Origin of the sequence: Bacillus sp. FSL M7-1020, from assembly GCF_038050415.1 — a bacterium.
GTDB classification, from domain to species: domain Bacteria; phylum Bacillota; class Bacilli; order Bacillales; family Bacillaceae_G; genus Bacillus_A; species Bacillus_A toyonensis.
Genome location: NZ_JBBOTW010000001.1, coordinates 1,453,083 through 1,472,667, shown reverse-complemented (window position 1 = coordinate 1,472,667; position 19,585 = coordinate 1,453,083). Strand labels below are relative to the sequence as shown.

Genomic DNA, 19,585 nt, shown 5'->3' with positions numbered 1-19,585 from the left:
AAAAACACTACACCTAGTAGTGTTAATTGTTAAAAAAAGAGGCTATATGCACTCTCCGACAATAAGTACAATCGACATACAGAATAAACCTAGCGTTACATATACCGAATTTGTATGTAACGGGATAGTAAGCTTCACAACTTTTTCATTTAACACTTGCTCAATTCGTAAATTTATTGCTGTTTTTGCAAATGAAGCTGTCACACATCGATTTTCCATTGTCTTTATTTTAATTAATTTTAATAACGCGCTACCTAACTCGAATGAGGATTTCATTTTTTGCATCGCATATTTATCTGCTGCTAACTCTTGATACGTATGGTATCGCTGTAGCAGCCCTTTTAATATCGGGATGTACAACATTCCTTCTGCTAATAACGTAAAACAAAATAATTTTAGTGGATCCCGATTGTTTTGATGATATTCTTCATGAAAAACAATCGCATCAATTTCTTCCTCTGAAAACGTGTGAATTATCCCTTCTGACATGACAACTTTCGGACGAAATAATCCAATTGTAAATGCTGCAATTTCCTCGGTCGGTAATATATATATTTGTTTTCCTTTTCTAATAAAAGGTACAAGTATTTTTTGTAATTTTTTACTATAGAAAAATTGCCGCCAAACTCTTTTGCACACTATCAGTACAGTAAGTAATAATAATCCAGCTATTATGATACGAATCAACGATAGTTCTTTCATATGTTTTTCTAACTGAAACAAGCAAAACTTTGAAAGAAAGAACGCCTTATTTTGAAAAAGAAATGGATATGTAACGTAATACGTTAACATACAAAAAAAGAGAGTACTAACAATTACTGCTAACAATACGATTTTACGCATTTGCCATTTCATTTTATCGATCCTCTTTTTTTAACTGACTCAATTTATCTTCTAATTTTTTTAGTAAAGTCGGATCAGCCTGCTCTAACTCATCTAACATATGATTTACAACTAAATCTCCAAATTCCCCCATTAATTCCTGCGTCATTTTCTTCGTTTGATTGGATAAGAATTCTTCTTTTGTTTGTACAGCATGATATATGCCACTTCTTCTCACAGTCTGTTTTTCTAAGTGTAGTTTCTCTACTAACCTGTTCATAACTGTCATAACAGTATTAAAGTTCACCGGTGATTCTTCACTTAATTTCTGCTGTACTTCTTTAATGGTAATACCTTCAGTGGACCAAACAATCTCCATTATTTTCGCTTCAAGTGGTCCAAAGAAGTGATTTAACCCTTGCTCATTTAACTTATAATTTTGAGTAAACATAGTATGGCTCCTTTCACACTACAGATTGTAGTACAAATTAAATGAAAGGTCAAACACGAATGATATAAACTGCTATCCACTAATTATGAATATCCATTCATTGTAAACCTAACTTCTCTCCAAATGTATCAAATAGATACTGCTCTAATATTTGTACACTAAACTTCTCATTACGCCCAAGTGCAAATAATTCCCGATTTTTCGCTACGATAGTGTCTAACGGAATAGCTACATTATCCACTATTTTTGTAATTTCAATTATATTACTTTTCACATTGACTTCCGTTTTAAATTCAACATTCTCCAATACTATATGTGAACGTCTTCCTGATGCAAAAAAAGTAAAGTTAGGATTTTTAACGACGCCAATTTCACTCTCTAATGCATATAAATAATGAAAAATTATATCTCTATGTCCATCTTTTATTACTTTTTCATCCTTCTCATCATCTAAGTATTCTTTCAACTTCGTTGTAAATTCAAATCGAAAATCCACTTTTTTCACGCTCCTTTTTTCATTCTATACCGAATAAATATATTAATATAATTTTACCATATTGTAATACAAGTTCCTATAAAAAGTAAAAAATACGTTTGTAAAATCCCTAGTATTTCCGACGCCTTTATAAAATATATACACTCATTCAATATTAATTAATGAGTCGTTATATCCATTTAACCATATTGTTTCCATATTTTGAAACAATAGTATGCAATATTATATATCAATAAACTGTTTCTAATTCATCACTCTATATAATCATCATTCCCTTTACTATTCCAATATATTTAAACTGTATTTTCTCTTTATTCATTACATTAGAGAAGGAATGTAACTCTCTTCTATCGAATTTTTACATAACAAAAATGATTAGGTGGTGCTTTACTATGAAATTAGCTGTCATTGGTGGTGGTGATTTACAAGATTTAAATCACTTTCATATTAATGAACGACTTATAGAATTAACAAATAAACAGTACCCAAAAATATTATTCATTCCAACAGCTAGTCATGATGATGAAAGCTATATAAAATTATTTTTAGACACGTTTGAAAACCAATTCCATTGTGATGTACAAATTTTACGTACAATAACCGATATGCCTTCTAAATATGAAATAGATGAGATGATTCATTCAGCCGATTTCATTTACCTTGGTGGTGGAAACTATGTTGAAATGCTTACACAATGGAAAGAACATAAACTAGATGAGAAATTACTATTGGCTCTCGAGCAAGGAACACTCATTGCAGGGTATAGTGCTGGTGCTATGTGTTGGTTCACATCTAGTATCCGATCAGATTATGAAGGTTCTGGTTATGTAGAAAGTAACGGCTGGGGGATTGTTAACAAAAGGTTTTGCCCACATTATAATCAATTAAATAGAATGAATGCTTTTCATTCCTTTTTACAAAATCACCAAGGTAATATAGAGGGGATTGCACTAGAAGATGATTGCGCTTTATATATTACAGAAGAATCCTTTGAAATTATCGGTGCACCAGAAAAAGCGTGGGAGTTTTATATGAGTGATAAAAAACTTATTAGACAACATTTTGATATCACTTTAAAAAGCTATTTATAAAGTGAAACTTTAATCAGTGGGGGTTTTCTTCATCCCCACTAATTATTAGCCCTCATCAATCAGGCTTTTGCGAGATAAACATACGCTTCAAAAAAATGTCCCTAAGTATAATAACTTAGGGACATTTTCACTATTTAACTAACTAATCGTGTAATTCGTTTCTTCTGCCATGAAAGCTTATAATATGCATACTGTAATATGAGACTAACAATAAATGCTGCTGGGTATCCAATCCATATCCCTTCAATTCCAAGGCTTGTATGGTAAGAAAGATAATATGCTACTGGTACTTCAACTAGCCAAATTGATACAACACCAATAACAGTTGGCCATAATACTGTACCACTCGCTCGCATTGTCGCACTAATAATTTGTGCATGACCGAAAATTAAATAGCTCCATAATGTAATCATAACTAAACTATGAGCAATATCAATTGTAGTTTGACTCGTTAAAAATAGTGATAAAATGTCTCTTGAGAACAAGTAAATAAGAGATATTAACATACCACCGATAACATAGTTCATAATAATTCCAGCCTTTACAACTTTCTGCAATCGATCAAATTGATTTGCACCAATTGATTGTGCCGCAAAAATAGAGACTGTAATGCCAAGGCTAACGGCTGGCATTTGTACATAACTGGCAACTTGATTCACGACGCCATAAGCAGCTGTTGCATCCGAACCATAACGATTTACAAACGCGATTACCGCAATTTCAGATAATGAAACTAATATCATATTAATACTCGCTGGAATACCGAGTCGTAGCAATAGCTTTAACAACTCACCATCCATTCGAAGGTATTTCCTTACCGTTCCATCTAGTTGTAGTGGATGATTTTTCTTCTTTAAATACACTAGCATGACAATAAACGTAATAACTGTCGATATAACAGAAGCATATGCTGCTCCATACACATCTAATTTCGGAGCTCCTAACCAGCCAAAAATAAGAATTGGTAATAAGATCATATTTAGCGCTGTACTTACAATTAAAAAGTAAAATGGCGTTTTAGAATCTCCTGTCCCTCTCATAAATGTTGTGTATGCAAAATATAAAAATAATACTGGCATCGATATAAATAAAATTCTTGCATAATGTACACTTATTTCAATTATATTTTCTGGCGTTCCCATTAGACGCATAATATCCATTGCAAAAATACTGCCTATTATCGCCAATGCAACTCCGATAATAAACGTAAATGTAAGTGTCGTACCAACGATAGCTTTTAAACGATCTTCATTTTTAGCGCCAAACGCCTGACCAATTAAAATAGAACTACCCGACCCAATTCCAATTACGAATGAAACGAGTAGGAAAAATAACGGAAAGAATGCTGATATAGCTGCTAAATCATTGACACCAAGCCATCTCCCTACTACGACCATACCAAATAATTGTCCAACTGATTGAAGTACATTACTTAATAATAACGGTACTAAAAACATAGACATCGATTTCCAAATCGGTTTACTCTCACTTTCTAACTTATGTGACTCCACACCTTCTTTATTGTTATCTGTAGGTGGTTTCAAATTACATTTCTCCTTTTATTAAAAATCTTTTTTCCATCTCTATCTCTTTGTATAGTTGTTATAATGATTTGCTTCTATTCATTTTCTTTCCGCATTATTATAACTTCACCCAATATTGACTTCCATCTACTGTTCTATCTAAAAATCCATATTCAATTAAATATCTTCTTAAAGTCACGAAATCTGGATATACATTTTCTAAAATTGTATTCACTTCTTTTTCGGAATACTTTTGATTACTATCAAACTTTTTCACTAAGTGACGTAATATAATTAATTTACGCTTTTGCTTCTTCGGAAATTTAGAAAGCGGCCCATCTAATCCATCTATAAAATGAGTTTTTAATACTTCATCATTTTCTTCTTCCGTAATATTATATCGATCATCCACCATCGTTGCTGTTCTATGAATTGGTACAAATTTCGTTTGTACCTTCGATTTTTCTTCTGATAATTCCATTAACGCTAAAAATACTTTTGCTTGCTTCATCTTCTCTCGCAATGTAAAACGATGATTACGAATCGTCGATGTGCTACCGCCGTCCATCTCTTTTACAATTTCTTTATCATTCAGTCCCATATGGAAAAACTGAACCATCTTCTTTTGTAAATCGGTTAAACCAGTAAACTTCTTATCAAGATTTAATAAATAATCAAACATAGACGTATGCTCACTATGCATATGCAATTGGACAAACTTCTCTGCTTCATACAAAACTTGATTATGTTGATAAATAACTCCTTTAATAAACGCTTCTCCACATGCTAAACAAATATACTCCTCTGCTTCCTCATCAAACACATACCCTTTTTTCAATTCCTCTACCGACGCATCCCAAAACTTCTCTGAAATATCGTTCACACTAAACACTCCTTCAAAATGTTTATTTAAAAACAAACAAATTACAATTACGTTTATTATCACTTCATCATCTTAACATACAGAAATCAGATATTTCAATGTTTCGTTTACCTATTTTGCAAACTTTTATAAAATCATCTATAAATTTCTCAAATAACCGCTAACTATAATGAAATTATTATTCCATGGAGAAACTGTAATAACTTAATTAAAGTGATATCCGAAATGAAACAAACCCTCTATTTACCCCCTATCAAATATTCCATTTTAACTACAAAAAAGGCGCTTCCTTTTATGGAAGCACCCTTTCATCTTTTATATTTTTTGTAAACAACCTCTACTAAAACTTTACTTGTCTCTATAAATACATGTTTTCGGTTTCCATCCTCAACCATTTTATTTGAACAGCCACTCATAATCATTATACAACTAAATATGACTAGCGCTACATTTCTATTCTTATAAGCCACTTCATGCCACTCCACTATAAAAAAACTTTATTTACATTTATCCTATCAAAAAATTTTACACGAATAACAAACCCCAAAAATATGCAATCTTGCATATTTTTGCGATTCATTAAGATATTGTGATTTAATTTATTTAAAGAACACTTTTATCGAGGTGACTTACTTGAAATTTAAAGCAAAAAAAATCCATTTCACGTCATTTTCATTATATTATTTATAATTATTTTTTTCATTTCACTATTCTTCCAAAATGAAAATTCTATTTTTTTTACTCTTATGATGCTGTTAAATATCGTGAATCTTTCTTCATTCTATTTTTCACACTATAATATAACGAAATCATCAATTGTTGTAAAACACGGGTTCATACTGCGCACTGAAATTCCATTTGAAGACATTCGTCACATTAAATACTCTGGAAAAAAACTCCGTTCAGAAAAATGGACTCGACAGCAATTAGAAATTGATTACAATTTATTTGATTCCGTGAAAACTTTCGTACCACAAGACGAAGAAAAATTCATTTCACTCTTAAAAGAGAACTGCCCACATATAAAAGTAATCCATTCGACCACTACCAAATAATATTTCAGAACTTACAGTTGTGCAGTTGAAGAAAACATAAAAAGGGATTAAAATTTATATGTGAGAAAGAAGCCCAGATTCGAAATTTCGAATCTGGGCTTCTTCTATTATTCTTTTGGAGCGATCATTTTTTTCGGATCTACAATTTCGTCAAATTGCTCTTCTGTTAATAATCCCGATTGCAATGCTGCCTCTTTTAAAGTTAAACCATCTTTATGAGCATGTTTTGCAATTTTCGCTGCATTTTCATACCCAATATGAGGGTTTAATGCTGTAACAAGCATTAATGAACGATTCACGTTTTCGTTAATTACTTCTTCATCCGCTTCAATACCAACTGCACAATTATCATTAAACGAAACAATTGCATCCGCTAATAAGTGCGCTGATTGTAAGAAGTTATAAGCAATAACTGGTTTAAATACGTTTAACTCAAAATTCCCTTGGCTCGCAGCAAATCCGATTGTTGTATCATTTCCCATCACTTGCGCCACAACCATTGTTAACGCCTCACTTTGTGTTGGGTTTACTTTACCTGGCATAATCGAGCTTCCTGGCTCATTTGCTGGAATAATAATTTCTCCAAGACCACTACGTGGACCACTTGCAAGCCAACGTACATCGTTAGCAATCTTCATTAAATCAGCCGCTAATGCCTTTAATGCACCATGAGTATATACAACTTCATCATGGCTCGTTAATGCATGGAACTTATTTGGTGCAGAAATAAAGTTCTTACCTGTAAATTGGCTAATTTCCTCAGATACCATATCACCAAATTTAGGATGAGCATTAATACCCGTTCCAACTGCAGTACCACCAATTGCTAACTCTTTCATATATGTATTGCTCTCAGCAATCATACGCTCAGTTTTTTCAAGCATACGGTGCCATCCACTAATTTCTTGTCCCAAAGTTAACGGTGTTGCATCTTGTAAATGTGTACGACCGATTTTTATAATATGTTCAAATGCAGTTGCTTTCTCTGCTAAAGTTTCTTTTAACTTCGTAATTGCTGGTAATACGTGATTTTCTACCGCAATTACACATGCTACATGAAGCGCTGTTGGAAATGTATCGTTTGAACTTTGAGACATGTTCACATCATCATTCGGATGAATATGTACGTCAGATCCCTTTTCTTTCAAAATTTGATTCCCGCGGTTTGCAATTACTTCATTCACATTCATGTTAGATTGTGTACCACTACCCGTTTGCCATACGACAAGTGGAAAATGCTCATTCCATTTCCCTTCAATCACTTCATCAGCAGCTTCCACAATTGCTTTTGCTTTCTCTTCTGATAACTTCCCTAGTTTTTGATTGCTAAGGGCCGCACTTTTCTTTAAAATCGCAAATGCTTTTACAATTTCAAGCGGCATTTGCTCTGTTCCAATTGGGAAGTTCTCTTTACTTCTTTGTGTTTGCGCTGCCCATAATTTATCAGCCGGAACTTTTATTTCTCCTAATGTGTCTCTTTCAATTCTGTACTCCATTTTTTCATCCCCTTGAAAATTTAATACCTACATTTCTTATATTAACAGACTTCCCTTCAAATGATAAGGATTCTCACTCGTATATATAAATATTTGATATTTATTTTTTAAAATTCCTCTTGACCTAAACTTAAGTTTAGGCTGTATCCTTTCCATTGTGACCTACTAAAAAGATACTGGAGGAATTCAATATGAAAAAATACGCTTTTGTAACAGGTGCAAATAAAGGAATTGGATATGAACTCGTTCGCCAATTAGCAGAGAAAGGCTATCACGTATTTTTAGGTGCTCGCAATGAACAACTTGGTCAAGAAGCTGTGAAATCTTTAAATATTTCCAACGTTTCTTATGTTCAAGTAGATATTTCAAATTCACAATCCATTCAAAAAGCAATGAAAAAAATGTATGAAACGACTGATCACTTAGATTTACTAATCAATAACGCAGGTATAGCACTAGACTTCAATACGCTACCTAGCAAATTAAATATTGAAACTTTACGTCAAGGATTTGAAATTAACTTTTTTGGAACTTTCCAAATGATGCAAGCCTTTTTACCATCATTAAAGAAGTCAAACAACAGCAAAATAATAAATGTAACAACTGACATGGCTTCACAAACAATGTTCGCTAATGGTGAAACACATCCAATTAATGCTTTAGGATATAATTCTTCAAAAACAGCTATTAACGCTTTAACATTAGCTTTTAGCAAAGAATTTGGTACTAACGGTCCAGCAGTTTTCGGGGTAACACCTGGTTTTACAACTACCGACCTTAATGGAAATGCACCTGGTGGCCATACAACCAATGAAAGTGCTAAGATTATTATTAAATATGCATTAAGTGCAACAAACTATAATGGTAAAATATTAAATAAAAACGGAATTATACCCTGGTAACAAGAGGATGAATCGCATGTATTATACAATTGGTCAAGTCGCCAAAATGCACCACTTAACTATTTCTCAAATACATTATTACGATCGACAAGGACTGTTCCCTTTTCTTCAAAGAAATGAAAAAGGAGATCGAGTTTTTAACGAAGAAGCACTCAAATATTTAGAGATGATTTTATGTTTAAAAGAAACTGGTATGCCTATTCAAAAAATAAAACAATTTATTGACTGGTCCATGGATGGAGAATCTACTATCCTTCAACGATTAGAATTAATGAAACAACAAAAGATAAATGTTTTACAGCACATTCAAGATACTGAAAAGAACTTAAAAAAGATACAACAAAAAATCACTAAATATGAGCATGAAATAACCTCAATAGCTCAAAATACAAAATAAAAAAATCACCTTCTACAATGTGTAGAAGGTGATTTTTCATTTATGATGCTTGCTTTCCTTTATCCGCATCATCTACATACCAAATGAACTTGCCTGTATATCCGTAAATAACTGCTAAAATTAACGATACAAAACTTAACCACATAAATGGAATATATGATAACGTTGCTACCCCTAAAATACCAGCCATAAAAATACCATTATCCGACCATGGAACCATACCTGAAGTTAACGTTCCACCTACTTCTGAGTTACGTGCTAATACACGACGGTCTATTTTTAGTTTATCATAGCTATCTTCCATAATTTTCGGCGTTAAAATAAGTGATACGTACATCGCACAACCAAATACGTTCGCTAAAAATGCAACGATTAATGTAGACAACGTTACATTACCTGCAGAATTTAATTTCTTCTCAAATTTCGATACGATTACTTTAAGAACACCTAGCTTTTCAAGTAATCCACCAAAACCTAAGCCAAATATAATAACGGCTACTGAGCCAAGCATACCGTTAATTCCACCACGGTTTAATAACTTATCGACAAACTCAACACCAGATTGAATTGAGAATCCATTATAAGCTGTTCCAATTGCCTCCCCAAAGTTCATCCCTTGGAAAAGAGTTGCCCAAATTGCACCGATTAAAGCTCCCATTGCAATTGTTGGCATCGACGGTTTCTTCATTGCTAATAGAACGATAACAATGACCGCTGGAACAAGCATCCATATTTTAATATCAAATTGCTTTAATAAAGCTTCTTTTAAAAACTCTACTCGGTTCAAATCTACATTATCCCCGCCGTACATCCAGCCAGCTACAGTAAACATAATACTAGTAATAATATACGCTGGAACGTCTAATACAAGCATAGCTCGAACGTGAGCAATAACATCTACTTTGGCCATAGAAGCTGCAAGAACTGTACTATCAGAAAGTGGTGATAATTTATCTCCGAAATAAGCTCCCGAAAGAACTGCACCAGCAACAAGCGGCAGTGGTAATCCAAGCCCTTCACCAATCGCCATCATAGCTATACCAGCTGTTCCAACTGTTCCCCATGATGTTCCGGTCGCAATAGAAGTTATAGAACAAATAATTAAAGTTGCCAGTAAGAATATGCTTGGGTGGATAAATTCTAATCCATAATAAATTAATGTTGGTACAACCCCACCAGCAATCCATGTTCCAATTAAAGCCCCTACTGCAACTAAAATAAGAATAGCTTCTAATCCATTAGAAATTCCTTTTGTAATTGCATCTTGCAATTCTTGATAACGAAATCCTAACCTTAATCCAAGCGCAATAACTAAAAACCATGAAATAAACAGCGCTAATTGAATTGGGAGATCAAAAATCGTTTGGAAGGAAAAGACGACAGCAAGAAATAGCATTAAAAGAACGATAATTTCTGGTATCGATGGTAATCTTACACTTTTCATTTTTTTCTCTCCTTACAAGTCGATAACATGATGTATGTCGTCTTACATGTATGTAGTATACAATTAGCGAAGACAAAACAAAATTTTCATATTATTTCGATTTATTTTTCCAGTATAATATATTGGACACCTTTTCTATTGTAAAAGTAGATGTTACTTTTCGCAATGGAAAATATAAAAAATGTTACATTTTTATTTAGATAGAATAATCTAAGAATAACTTTTTTAATATTTGCCACAATAAGATTTTTTACTATTATCTTCACCTTTTAAGGACTACCATTTTTCTCCCCAAAAAAAGCACACATCATTAAAATGATGCATGCTCCACTTTTATTTATACAAATTTTGTATTTCTTCTTTATTTTTAAGTATCTCCGAAAACTTATCACTACACCCTTTTGGAAATAATACTCCGAGTCCGTATGAATGTCCAAACTGAAAATGAGGGTGCTTCGCCTTGATCTCATCCCAAAACTTATACACGCCAAAATCACCACTTCTCACTTCAATATCATGAAATAATACAATACCGTTTTTGGAAACTTTAGGTAACCACGTTTTATAATCATGAGAAACAGCTTCATACGTATGATAGCCATCAATATGCAAAAGATTTATCGTTTCATCTTGAAACTGATCTATAGCATCATCAAAAGTAGACCGAATTAATTTTCCTATATTAAGGTAGTTAGCGCTCACAACTTTTTCTACTATTTGAAAAACCCCTTCTCCATATGGACCTGTATGCCCATCTCCAGCCCAGGTATCTACAGCAAAACATTTTGTAGTTAACCCACCATCTTTTACTCCCTGACAAAAACTGAAGAAGGAAGCACCTAGATGTGTACCTAACTCAACTAAAGTTGCTGGTTTTTCAAATCGTACTAAGTCATATGCGAAATTTAAATGCCCACTCCACGCAGATTGTGACCGAATAATAGGACTAAATTTTTCAAAGTCAAACGATGGTTTATGAGTAACCCAGTTCATTGCATATCTCCTTATACACATATTTTTAACAAACCAAATTACTCTTATCTTTATTTTTTTTTCATTGCGATTATGATTATATTTCATAAAAATATGCAGAATTTATTCTTTTGAAATTCAATTAAAGATTCATTGTCTCGCCTTCACTTTAAGCCGGATGATTGTCAAAATGATTCCTAATACAGCACAATTTTTATGGTATATCCCAACCTTAAATCGTAATCATTATGATTTATTATTGATTTTTCCTTTCCCATCATTTATTATAAAACGTAATGATTACGATTTGAAGGAGAGATTATTTCATGAAAAAAGTACCTATCACTGTATTAAGTGGTTTTTTAGGATCTGGAAAAACTACCTTACTACATCACATTTTGACTAATAAGAACAACTTAAAAGTAGCTGTTATCGTTAATGATATGAGCGAAGTAAACATTGATGCGTCCCTTATAAAAAAAGGTGGTTTTTCACGCACAGAGGAAAAACTAGTAGAAATTCAAAATGGTTGTATTTGTTGTACACTACGAGAAGATTTAATGATAGAAGTGAATCGTCTTGTTGAAAATGGTGATATTGACTATATAGTTATTGAATCTTCTGGTATAAGTGAGCCTATTCCAGTTGCCCAAACCTTTACTTATACAGATGAAGTTCTTAACATTGATTTAACGAAAAATTGTCACCTCGATACGATGGTTACAGTTGTAGATGCACATAGATTTTGGGATGATTTTGCAGATGGAGAAAGTTTGCTAGACCGAAAACAGGCAATCGATGAAACTGATACTCGGGAAGTTATTGATTTATTAATAGATCAAATTGAGTTTGCAAATGTAATTATTCTTAATAAGATAGACCTACTAGAAAAAGAAGATGTGATAGAACTCCATCATTTACTAAAGAAATTAAATCCTAGCGCCAAGGTTATTGAATCTTCATTTAGCAAAGTACCATTGCAAGAAGTTTTAAACACAAATTTATTTAATTATGAAGAGGCCAGTCAATCGGCTGGCTGGATGCAAGAATTAAATAGTGACCATCATACACCTGAAACGGAAGAATACGGTATTCATTCCTTTGTGTACCGTCGTAAATATCCTTTTCATCCTGAACGCTTTATGAATTGGCTAGAAAAATGGCCATTAGATGTTGTAAGAGCGAAAGGATTTTTCTGGCTCGCCTCTCGTAATACTATGATAGGGCTTCTATCACAAGCTGGTTCCTCTATTACAATTCAAGGTGCTGGTGAATGGATAGCGGCATTACCTGAGGCGGAAAAAAATCAAATCATTACAGAAGAACCAGAAGTATTGAAAAACTGGGATGAACAATATGGAGATCGAATAACTGAACTCGTATTTATCGGAATTGACATGGATCGTTCTTTAATTGAACAATCATTAGATAGTTGTCTATTAACAGAAAAAGAAATGAAACAAGATTGGAATAACTTTGTTGATCCTATTCCAGCTTTTACTTATACTTCATAACAAAGTGAAAAAAGGCTTCCGTAGCATGGAGCCTTTTTTCACTTTGTAGTACTCTTATTTAACATATTTGCTTTCATAAGAAACACCATTGTACCGAAAACAATTAAGGTAGCATATACGACACCAACTACATCACCTATTTTTTCTAAGCCAAACGGTAATAGTATAGTAGCAACTCCGACTATATAGGAAAATACTCCTGAAAGCTTCGCTAATTTATTTTTATCTCCAACAAACGTTTCTTCTTGATATCCTGCCAGCAAAAACAATCTCTTTTTCACATGTATTTGATACCCTAAAAAAATGATAAGTAATCCAACAAATAAACAAACCAAAAATCCTGCTAGCATTTCAATACCACCCTCTCTACAATATTTTACCACGTACAAAAAAAATTCGTCTCCATTATTAATAACTTTTCATCTAATTAGAAGTTTCAGTTTATTGATGCTCTTTTTTGTGATATATTGCATATTGTATCCAATATATATTTTTGGAAGGAGGATTATATGTCTTATGGATCCAAATCGATTAAAAGGAATTATAATGGTCATAATCGGTGCTTGTTTATGGGGCTTGTCCGGAACAGCTGCGCAACAACTTTTTCAATATGAAAATGTTTCAACCGAATGGTTAGTTACGATCCGTTTGCTTATATCTGGGGTTATTCTACTCATTATTTCATCATTCGGAACGAGAAAAAAAGAGATTTTTGCCATCTGGAAGCAAAAATCCGACGCTAGTAAAATGATTTTGTTCGGTCTTTTCGGCATGCTTGCTGTACAGTATACGTACTTCGCCTCTATTAAAGAAGGAAACGCTGCTGTTGCAACTTTGTTACAATATTTAGCCCCTATATTTATCACTGTATACTTACTTTTCAAATGGAACGTTCGTCCATCAAAAATTGATTATATTTCAATTACACTCTCATTAGTAGGGACTTTTCTCTTATTAACAAACGGGTCTATGCATAACTTAGCTGTATCTACACCAGCTATCATTTGGGGCATTTTATCTGGACTATCTCTTGCATTTTATAGTTTGTATTCAAAAAAATTGTTAGAAAAGTGGTCTTCATCTGTTATCGTTGGCTGGGGTATGATTATTGGGGGTATTGGTGTAACGATTTTACACTTTGTTTCCACAAACGAATTCATTTTATTATCCACTATAAAGTATGTAAAACTAAGTACCCTCCCGCTCATTACATTTGTAGTCATTTTCGGGACACTCATAGCATTTTATTTGTACTTAGATAGTATAAGATACCTTACGCCGAAAGAAACAACGTTATTTGGTTGTACAGAGCCGCTCGCAGCTATTATTTCTTCCGTACTTATTTTGCACGTACCGTTTCAATCTTTTCAGTTATTAGGTGCTTTTTGTGTCATTGTAATGGTGCTTATATTAAGCCAAAAGCCGGATGAAGGAAAACCGAAGCTAAAACTTATGAGTAGAAAAAAACAAAACATACAATGAAAGGATTGAATTATTTATGCCTGTCCCTCAAAATTATAAAAAACCTGGAAGAGTTTCCGCAAAGTCACTCGTTTTAACCCAACTACAAGATTGGATTATAGAAGGTGTATTACAACCAGATGAAAAAATTAATGATGGGGAATTGGCGGAAGCACTAGGTGTAAGCAGAACACCAGTTAGAGAAGCTTTACAAATTTTAGAGCTTTCTGGGCTAGTAGAAATGATTCCCGGTCAAAAAACGAAAATTGCTCCTATTAAATTAGAAGACGTATCTATCATTTATGAGACGCTGGCCGGTCTTCACTCAATTATAGGAAAACAAGCACTTCAAAAAGTTACAGATGCTGATATTAAACTACTTTCCGAGATAAATGATACTTTTCAACAATCTATACATGAAAAAGATTCAAAAAAAGCTTTAAAACTAGATATACAATTTCACAATACAATTACTTCTATTGCTAAAAACCGATATATTGAACCTTTTCTAGAAAATATGCAGCTTCACGTTTTACGACTTGAATATTTGTTTTTCCAAAACTTTGTGCCTGCAAGTCAATCTATTAAAGAACATCACTCTATCATTCAAGCACTTCAAAAGCAGGACGAAAAACAAATGGAACAAATGATGGCTCAAAACTGGCTCCGTCCCATGAAAGAAATACAAAAAATGATTTCTATGAAAGAATAAAAAAGCTGGTTACACAAAAGTGTAACCAGCTCCCTCTTTACTAATCTATATGCTATGCCTGAATATTCGCGTAATCTTCAATATCTTCGTACTCTTTTTCCAATTCCTCTAAAGATAGCTCGTATAATTGTCTGTCGCGAATCTTAAACACCCCTGCTCCAATTAACTCATCAATTAAATGCCTCTTACGATTTTCAACAGCAAAACGGAGTTGACTACTCATCTTTTAAAAAACTCCTTTCTACGATCATTGAAAATGATAATCTTTATCAATTACCACTTTTGATTATAAAAGATGATTCTTAATAAGTAAAGTAATCTTATGAAATATTTACCTTACAAAGTATTTGTGGCCACATTATATATATGTATGCCCTGCGAAAAATGTTATGACACTTTTTCTGATCCTTTTTCTTTCATACTTTGCAAGTTGTCTCGCTATGATAAAACTCACCTTCCATTTCTACTTGGATGGTGACATGTTCTACATGAAACTTCTCCTTTAATACATCCGTAGCCTCTTTTAATACACTTTGCGTTTCATTACCTTTTATAATTAGGTGGCAAGTTAATACTTGAAAATCCGATGTGACAGACCATATGTGCAAATCATGAACTTCTTTTACAATCGCAATCGTTAATAATGTATTTTTCACCTCATCCATATCTATGTGCTGCGGTGCACCTTCCATTAATATATGGACTGTATCACGTGTTACACGCCACCCACTAATAACGACTAAAATAGACACAAGAATACTAGCAATTGCGTCTGCAACATTCCATCCGAAAAATTTAATAAGTAACGCAGCAATAATCGCTCCAACTGACCCTAATAGATCACCTAGTACGTGTAAGAAAGCACTTCTTAAGTTCAAATTACCTTTCACATCTCCGCCTCTCATTAATATCCAAGCTGATAAAATATTAATAAGCAAACCAAGTACAGCAATAATGAGCATCCCATTACTAGCAATCTCAACTGGTTCTTTAAAACGACGAATTGCTTCAATAAAAATGTATATAGAAATGACGATAAGAACGACACCGTTACATAATGCCGCTAACATTTCGACGCGCTTATACCCGTATGTTTTTGCAGTCGTCGCTACTTTTTCTCCAAGCTTAAACGCAAGTAAACTTAAAGCCAAGGATACTGCATCACTTAACATATGCCCCGCGTCAGATAATAGTGCTAAACTATTTGTTACAAATCCGCCAATAACTTCAGCAACCATAAAGCTTGTTGTTAGTAAGAATGCAAGTAGTAACGCCTTTTTATTTTTAGAATGCCCGTGATCATGTGAATGTCCCATACTTATACTCCTTTAAGTGCCATACCTGTATGTTAGTATGAAACAAACTCCCCATCTTTATCCCGAATTGACCGCCCGTAAACCCCGCTTCCTCTGTATACACACTTCGCTACTTTTTAAACAATCCCTTTTTCTCAAATAAAAACAAGACTACTTCTTTTTTATTTTCATATTGTTTACTATTGAAAGAAATTTTAAGGAGGTTACGAAAATGAAACGTTTATTTCTCTGTATGGAGCGTGAACTTGTTGTAGTGAAAGAACAAGATGGTAACTACGAAACGACTTGTCACTTGCAAAATATGCAACCTACCTGTATTGCCGTTGATCCGTTCCAACAAAATCGTATATATTGCGGAACATTTGGACGAGGTTTATGGTTAAGCGACGATGGCGGAGATTCGTGGAGACCAATTGGGGATTCCTATCGCTACTTTGATTTCCCTAAAGAAGATGGTATTTTACACTCCTCTATCACTTCTATAACGATAAGCCCTAATGAACAAGTTAACGAATATGGAGTCGTTTATGTAGGGACTGAACCGAGCGCTTTATTCCGTTCAGAAAACGGTGGTGAAACGTGGACGGAACTTAAAAATATGAAATCATTATTATCTTCTTATACGTGGGCTTTCCCGCCTAGACCTTTTACCCATCACGTACGCTGGATCACAGTTGATCCAAACAATCCAAATACAATTCACGTTTCAATCGAAGCTGGTGCTGTTATTCAAAGTAACGATAAAGGGCATACATGGATTGATAAAAAATTCGGTGCTCCTATCGACGCCCATCAATTACTCATGCACCCCGAAGCCCCCAATCGCCTTTATGCATCATGTGGTGACGGATTTATGGGCGGACCTGATCGTGCCTATCTTGAAAGTTATAACAGTGGAAACAGCTGGATCTCATGTAGTGAAGGACTTGAGCATCATTATTTATACAGCATGGCTATCGATCCAGCTGATTGCGATACTGTTCTCGTTTCTGCTGCGCCAAGTGCCGATCTCGCTCATCACCGTATTCCTTATGAATCTTATATATATCGAAAAACGAAAGATACTCCTTTTGAGCAAGTACAGCAAGGACTACCGTCTGCAATCGGTACAGTCATTTCGATGTTTGCGACAAATCCAGCAGAACCACATACGTTTTACACTTTAAATAACAATGGCGTCTTTCAATCCAATGATAGCGGCGAATCGTGGGAACAACTAAACATTCCGTGGAAAGATGAGTATAAAACGCAGCATCCGCATGCTTTACTCATAACTAGTTTTTAACGAAAAAGAGACTGCCTAATGTTTTTAGGCAGTCTCTCTTTTATTTCTTTAAATCAATTACAATATCATCTAACACAATACCCTTATTGCCTCCCAGTTTTCGAGACACGAAACTCTCCTTTACTTGTCCTCCAACTATTGTTACCGAACCATAATTTTCAGGAGTGTGAATTCTTAAATTAACGTGAGGCGTTATTATTAGCTTGGTTGCATTCTCATTGAGTTGTTGGAATGTTTTACTCCAATTAAAATTATAAGAATTCTCACCTGAGCCTCCATTTCCTTCCCCAGAATACTGATTACCTAAATCATCCCTCACTTCTAAATCGATATCCACTCCATCCCATACACCCCTTATTTCTTGAGATACTTCTTGATTGTAGTATAAAATAAACGACATTGGTGTTATTTCCATTCTCTCCATATTTACTTTTACACCATCTTTTTCTGTACTACCTCTAATCAATTGCTCCTTATTTTCTATTCCTCTTAGATTAATATTAAAATTCCAATCCCCTTTTATCGTTTCTTCTGTTTCTAAAATGTCTATACTTTTTATACTCCATTCAATGTTCACTGTAGTTTCTTTACTACTAACTAGATCGCTGCTTGTTTTTATTAAACCTGTATATTTTCTATCAGCGACTTTAGTAATTTCATTGCTTCCTGATTGGGCACCTGCTCCTTTAATAGTTAAAAAATCCAATGTACTTGGATTTTTGCCTAAATTTCTGTTACTTTCTATAGAGTAGTTTATTGATACTGTCTTCCCATCGAAAATCGCATCATTTACCGTTATCTTAATTCCATTGCTTTCTTTTATCATATTTAGTACTATAGCGTATTGTTTATAATTATTATGAAGCTCCGCCGTCTTCTCTACGTCAGCTTTATAATTTTCATATAACCCTGTTCTACCATTATCTAAAAATCGGAATATGTCCCCTACTATTGGTAGTCCTCCAGCGTATGTAGGAAATCCGATGCCAAGCATGGCAACCGATACGCCGACTAAAATAGATGCTGCAGCAACACCTTTTTTCCAACTTTTCATCTTTTTCTTCGTACGTATCGACTGTTTTAAGTTACGCTTCACTTTTTCTTTTTCAATTTCAGAAGTCCCAATTTCCTCAAGTTCTTTTTCATCTATATCAATATCATTTAATAGTTCATAAATATCTTTCATATTGCACTACCTCCAAAACTAATATTCGTAGCATTTTGTTGTAGTTTCTTTTTCCCACGGTACACGCGATTATCGATCGCTGCCCGAGTTAACCCTAACTTGTCTCCTATTTCTTCTGTCTTCATACCGAGAAGATATTTCATAATGAATACTTTTTGATCTAACGGTTCCAATTGATTAATAAGATTCAATAATTCTTCCCTATCTTCCATAACGATTAATTCGTCTTCTGCCGATTTTTTGGTACTAATATGAAACTCATCTGAAATGATTTCTACTTTTTTATTCGCTTTTCGGTAATAATCAATTGCTTTAAACTTTGCAATTGCCGCAATCCATTTTTTAAAGTCACTCGGCTCTCCATGAAATTTATTTGCGTTATTCCAAATGGAAAGAAATATATCATTTATGCATTCCTCCATCAATCCATCATTTTGAACTGGAAGAAGAACTTTATGCGTGATCCCCTTTATGAGTGGTAAGTATGTATCAACAACAAATTCTAAGGCATCTTCTTTTTGCCGCTGTAATCTTTTTATAAAATTTTTCTCATTTGATTTCATGTAGCGATTCCCCTTA

The 19,585-nt window shown here is 33.8% G+C and carries 21 protein-coding genes; 8 read left to right on the top strand and 13 right to left on the bottom strand.

What is annotated here, in order from left to right:
* Nucleotides 1-42: 42 nt before the first annotated feature.
* From MHB70_RS07700 to MHB70_RS07690, 3 genes are all read right to left on the bottom strand, one after another.
* Nucleotides 43-855, bottom strand: a complete 813-nt coding sequence (locus MHB70_RS07700) for a M56 family metallopeptidase (RefSeq protein WP_000871944.1) — start codon at nucleotides 853-855, stop codon at nucleotides 43-45.
* 1 nt (nucleotide 856) lies between these two features.
* Nucleotides 857-1,273: a BlaI/MecI/CopY family transcriptional regulator gene (locus MHB70_RS07695; RefSeq protein WP_000495072.1), complete on the bottom strand. Its 417-nt coding sequence runs from the start codon at nucleotides 1,271-1,273 to the stop codon at nucleotides 857-859.
* A 97-nt stretch (nucleotides 1,274-1,370) separates the two neighbouring features.
* The gene (locus tag MHB70_RS07690; protein WP_000347531.1) at nucleotides 1,371-1,769 is read right to left on the bottom strand and encodes a DUF3942 family protein; all 399 of its coding nucleotides are present in this window, start codon (nucleotides 1,767-1,769) and stop codon (nucleotides 1,371-1,373) included.
* Nucleotides 1,770-2,161: 392 nt separating this feature from the next.
* Here MHB70_RS07690 and MHB70_RS07685 point away from each other — a divergent pair, with 392 nt between their 5' ends.
* Nucleotides 2,162-2,860 carry a peptidase E gene (locus tag MHB70_RS07685; RefSeq protein WP_000762103.1) on the top strand — a complete coding sequence of 233 codons (699 nt, stop codon included), beginning with the start codon at nucleotides 2,162-2,164 and terminating at the stop codon, nucleotides 2,858-2,860.
* A 134-nt stretch (nucleotides 2,861-2,994) separates the two neighbouring features.
* Here MHB70_RS07685 and MHB70_RS07680 read toward each other — a convergent pair whose 3' ends face one another.
* The gene (locus MHB70_RS07680) at nucleotides 2,995-4,404 is read right to left on the bottom strand and encodes an MATE family efflux transporter (protein ID WP_000804166.1); all 1,410 of its coding nucleotides are present in this window, start codon (nucleotides 4,402-4,404) and stop codon (nucleotides 2,995-2,997) included.
* 97 nt (nucleotides 4,405-4,501) lie between these two features.
* Nucleotides 4,502-5,266, bottom strand: coding sequence for a DUF2087 domain-containing protein (locus MHB70_RS07675; RefSeq protein ID WP_000997951.1), 765 nt, complete (start codon nucleotides 5,264-5,266; stop codon nucleotides 4,502-4,504).
* 668 nt (nucleotides 5,267-5,934) lie between these two features.
* On the opposite strand from MHB70_RS07675, the gene MHB70_RS07670 reads away from it, so the two are divergent.
* Entirely contained in the window at nucleotides 5,935-6,321 is a 387-nt protein-coding gene (locus MHB70_RS07670; protein ID WP_050569262.1) for a PH domain-containing protein, read from the top strand.
* A gap of 107 nt (nucleotides 6,322-6,428) precedes the next feature.
* Here MHB70_RS07670 and fumC read toward each other — a convergent pair whose 3' ends face one another.
* Nucleotides 6,429-7,817, bottom strand: coding sequence for a class II fumarate hydratase (gene fumC / locus MHB70_RS07665; RefSeq protein WP_000456622.1), 1,389 nt, complete (start codon nucleotides 7,815-7,817; stop codon nucleotides 6,429-6,431).
* 191 nt (nucleotides 7,818-8,008) lie between these two features.
* On the opposite strand from fumC, the gene MHB70_RS07660 reads away from it, so the two are divergent.
* Nucleotides 8,009-8,719: an SDR family NAD(P)-dependent oxidoreductase gene (locus tag MHB70_RS07660; protein ID WP_000759568.1), complete on the top strand. Its 711-nt coding sequence runs from the start codon at nucleotides 8,009-8,011 to the stop codon at nucleotides 8,717-8,719.
* A gap of 16 nt (nucleotides 8,720-8,735) precedes the next feature.
* The gene (locus tag MHB70_RS07655; protein ID WP_000291852.1) at nucleotides 8,736-9,116 is read left to right on the top strand and encodes a MerR family transcriptional regulator; all 381 of its coding nucleotides are present in this window, start codon (nucleotides 8,736-8,738) and stop codon (nucleotides 9,114-9,116) included.
* A gap of 40 nt (nucleotides 9,117-9,156) precedes the next feature.
* Here MHB70_RS07655 and nhaC read toward each other — a convergent pair whose 3' ends face one another.
* Both nhaC and MHB70_RS07645 read right to left on the bottom strand, forming a co-directional pair.
* The gene (gene nhaC, locus MHB70_RS07650; RefSeq protein ID WP_000843971.1) at nucleotides 9,157-10,560 is read right to left on the bottom strand and encodes a Na+/H+ antiporter NhaC; all 1,404 of its coding nucleotides are present in this window, start codon (nucleotides 10,558-10,560) and stop codon (nucleotides 9,157-9,159) included.
* 333 nt (nucleotides 10,561-10,893) lie between these two features.
* On the bottom strand, nucleotides 10,894-11,553 hold the full coding sequence (locus tag MHB70_RS07645; RefSeq protein WP_001104663.1) for a class I SAM-dependent methyltransferase: 660 nt from the start codon (nucleotides 11,551-11,553) through the stop codon (nucleotides 10,894-10,896).
* A gap of 305 nt (nucleotides 11,554-11,858) precedes the next feature.
* Between MHB70_RS07645 and MHB70_RS07640 the strand changes: the two genes are divergently transcribed.
* Nucleotides 11,859-13,046: a GTP-binding protein gene (locus tag MHB70_RS07640; protein ID WP_000757683.1), complete on the top strand. Its 1,188-nt coding sequence runs from the start codon at nucleotides 11,859-11,861 to the stop codon at nucleotides 13,044-13,046.
* A 38-nt stretch (nucleotides 13,047-13,084) separates the two neighbouring features.
* Here MHB70_RS07640 and MHB70_RS07635 read toward each other — a convergent pair whose 3' ends face one another.
* Complete coding sequence (locus tag MHB70_RS07635; RefSeq protein WP_000879380.1) at nucleotides 13,085-13,396, bottom strand: DUF3784 domain-containing protein; 312 nt, start codon at nucleotides 13,394-13,396, stop codon at nucleotides 13,085-13,087.
* Nucleotides 13,397-13,562: 166 nt separating this feature from the next.
* On the opposite strand from MHB70_RS07635, the gene MHB70_RS07630 reads away from it, so the two are divergent.
* Both MHB70_RS07630 and MHB70_RS07625 read left to right on the top strand, forming a co-directional pair.
* Nucleotides 13,563-14,528 carry a DMT family transporter gene (locus MHB70_RS07630; RefSeq protein ID WP_000371442.1) on the top strand — a complete coding sequence of 322 codons (966 nt, stop codon included), beginning with the start codon at nucleotides 13,563-13,565 and terminating at the stop codon, nucleotides 14,526-14,528.
* 16 nt (nucleotides 14,529-14,544) lie between these two features.
* The gene (locus MHB70_RS07625) at nucleotides 14,545-15,219 is read left to right on the top strand and encodes a GntR family transcriptional regulator (RefSeq protein WP_001145066.1); all 675 of its coding nucleotides are present in this window, start codon (nucleotides 14,545-14,547) and stop codon (nucleotides 15,217-15,219) included.
* Between the two features lie 52 nt (nucleotides 15,220-15,271).
* Here the strand turns inward: MHB70_RS07625 and fbpA are convergent, their stop codons facing one another.
* Complete coding sequence (gene fbpA / locus MHB70_RS07620) at nucleotides 15,272-15,442, bottom strand: Fur-regulated basic protein FbpA (protein WP_000098300.1); 171 nt, start codon at nucleotides 15,440-15,442, stop codon at nucleotides 15,272-15,274.
* Nucleotides 15,443-15,635: 193 nt separating this feature from the next.
* The gene (locus MHB70_RS07615; RefSeq protein ID WP_000510056.1) at nucleotides 15,636-16,535 is read right to left on the bottom strand and encodes a cation diffusion facilitator family transporter; all 900 of its coding nucleotides are present in this window, start codon (nucleotides 16,533-16,535) and stop codon (nucleotides 15,636-15,638) included.
* Nucleotides 16,536-16,746: 211 nt separating this feature from the next.
* Between MHB70_RS07615 and MHB70_RS07610 the strand changes: the two genes are divergently transcribed.
* Nucleotides 16,747-17,820, top strand: coding sequence for a WD40/YVTN/BNR-like repeat-containing protein (locus tag MHB70_RS07610; RefSeq protein ID WP_000825308.1), 1,074 nt, complete (start codon nucleotides 16,747-16,749; stop codon nucleotides 17,818-17,820).
* A 40-nt stretch (nucleotides 17,821-17,860) separates the two neighbouring features.
* On the opposite strand, the gene MHB70_RS07605 is transcribed toward MHB70_RS07610, so the two are convergent.
* Nucleotides 17,861-19,006 (bottom strand): DUF4179 domain-containing protein, encoded by a 1,146-nt coding sequence (locus tag MHB70_RS07605; RefSeq protein ID WP_061530116.1) that lies wholly within the window; start codon nucleotides 19,004-19,006, stop codon nucleotides 17,861-17,863.
* Nucleotides 19,003-19,569, bottom strand: a complete 567-nt coding sequence (locus tag MHB70_RS07600; RefSeq protein WP_000840025.1) for a sigma-70 family RNA polymerase sigma factor — start codon at nucleotides 19,567-19,569, stop codon at nucleotides 19,003-19,005. The genes MHB70_RS07605 and MHB70_RS07600 overlap by 4 nt, the downstream gene beginning before the upstream one ends.
* Nucleotides 19,570-19,585 lie beyond the last annotated feature (16 nt).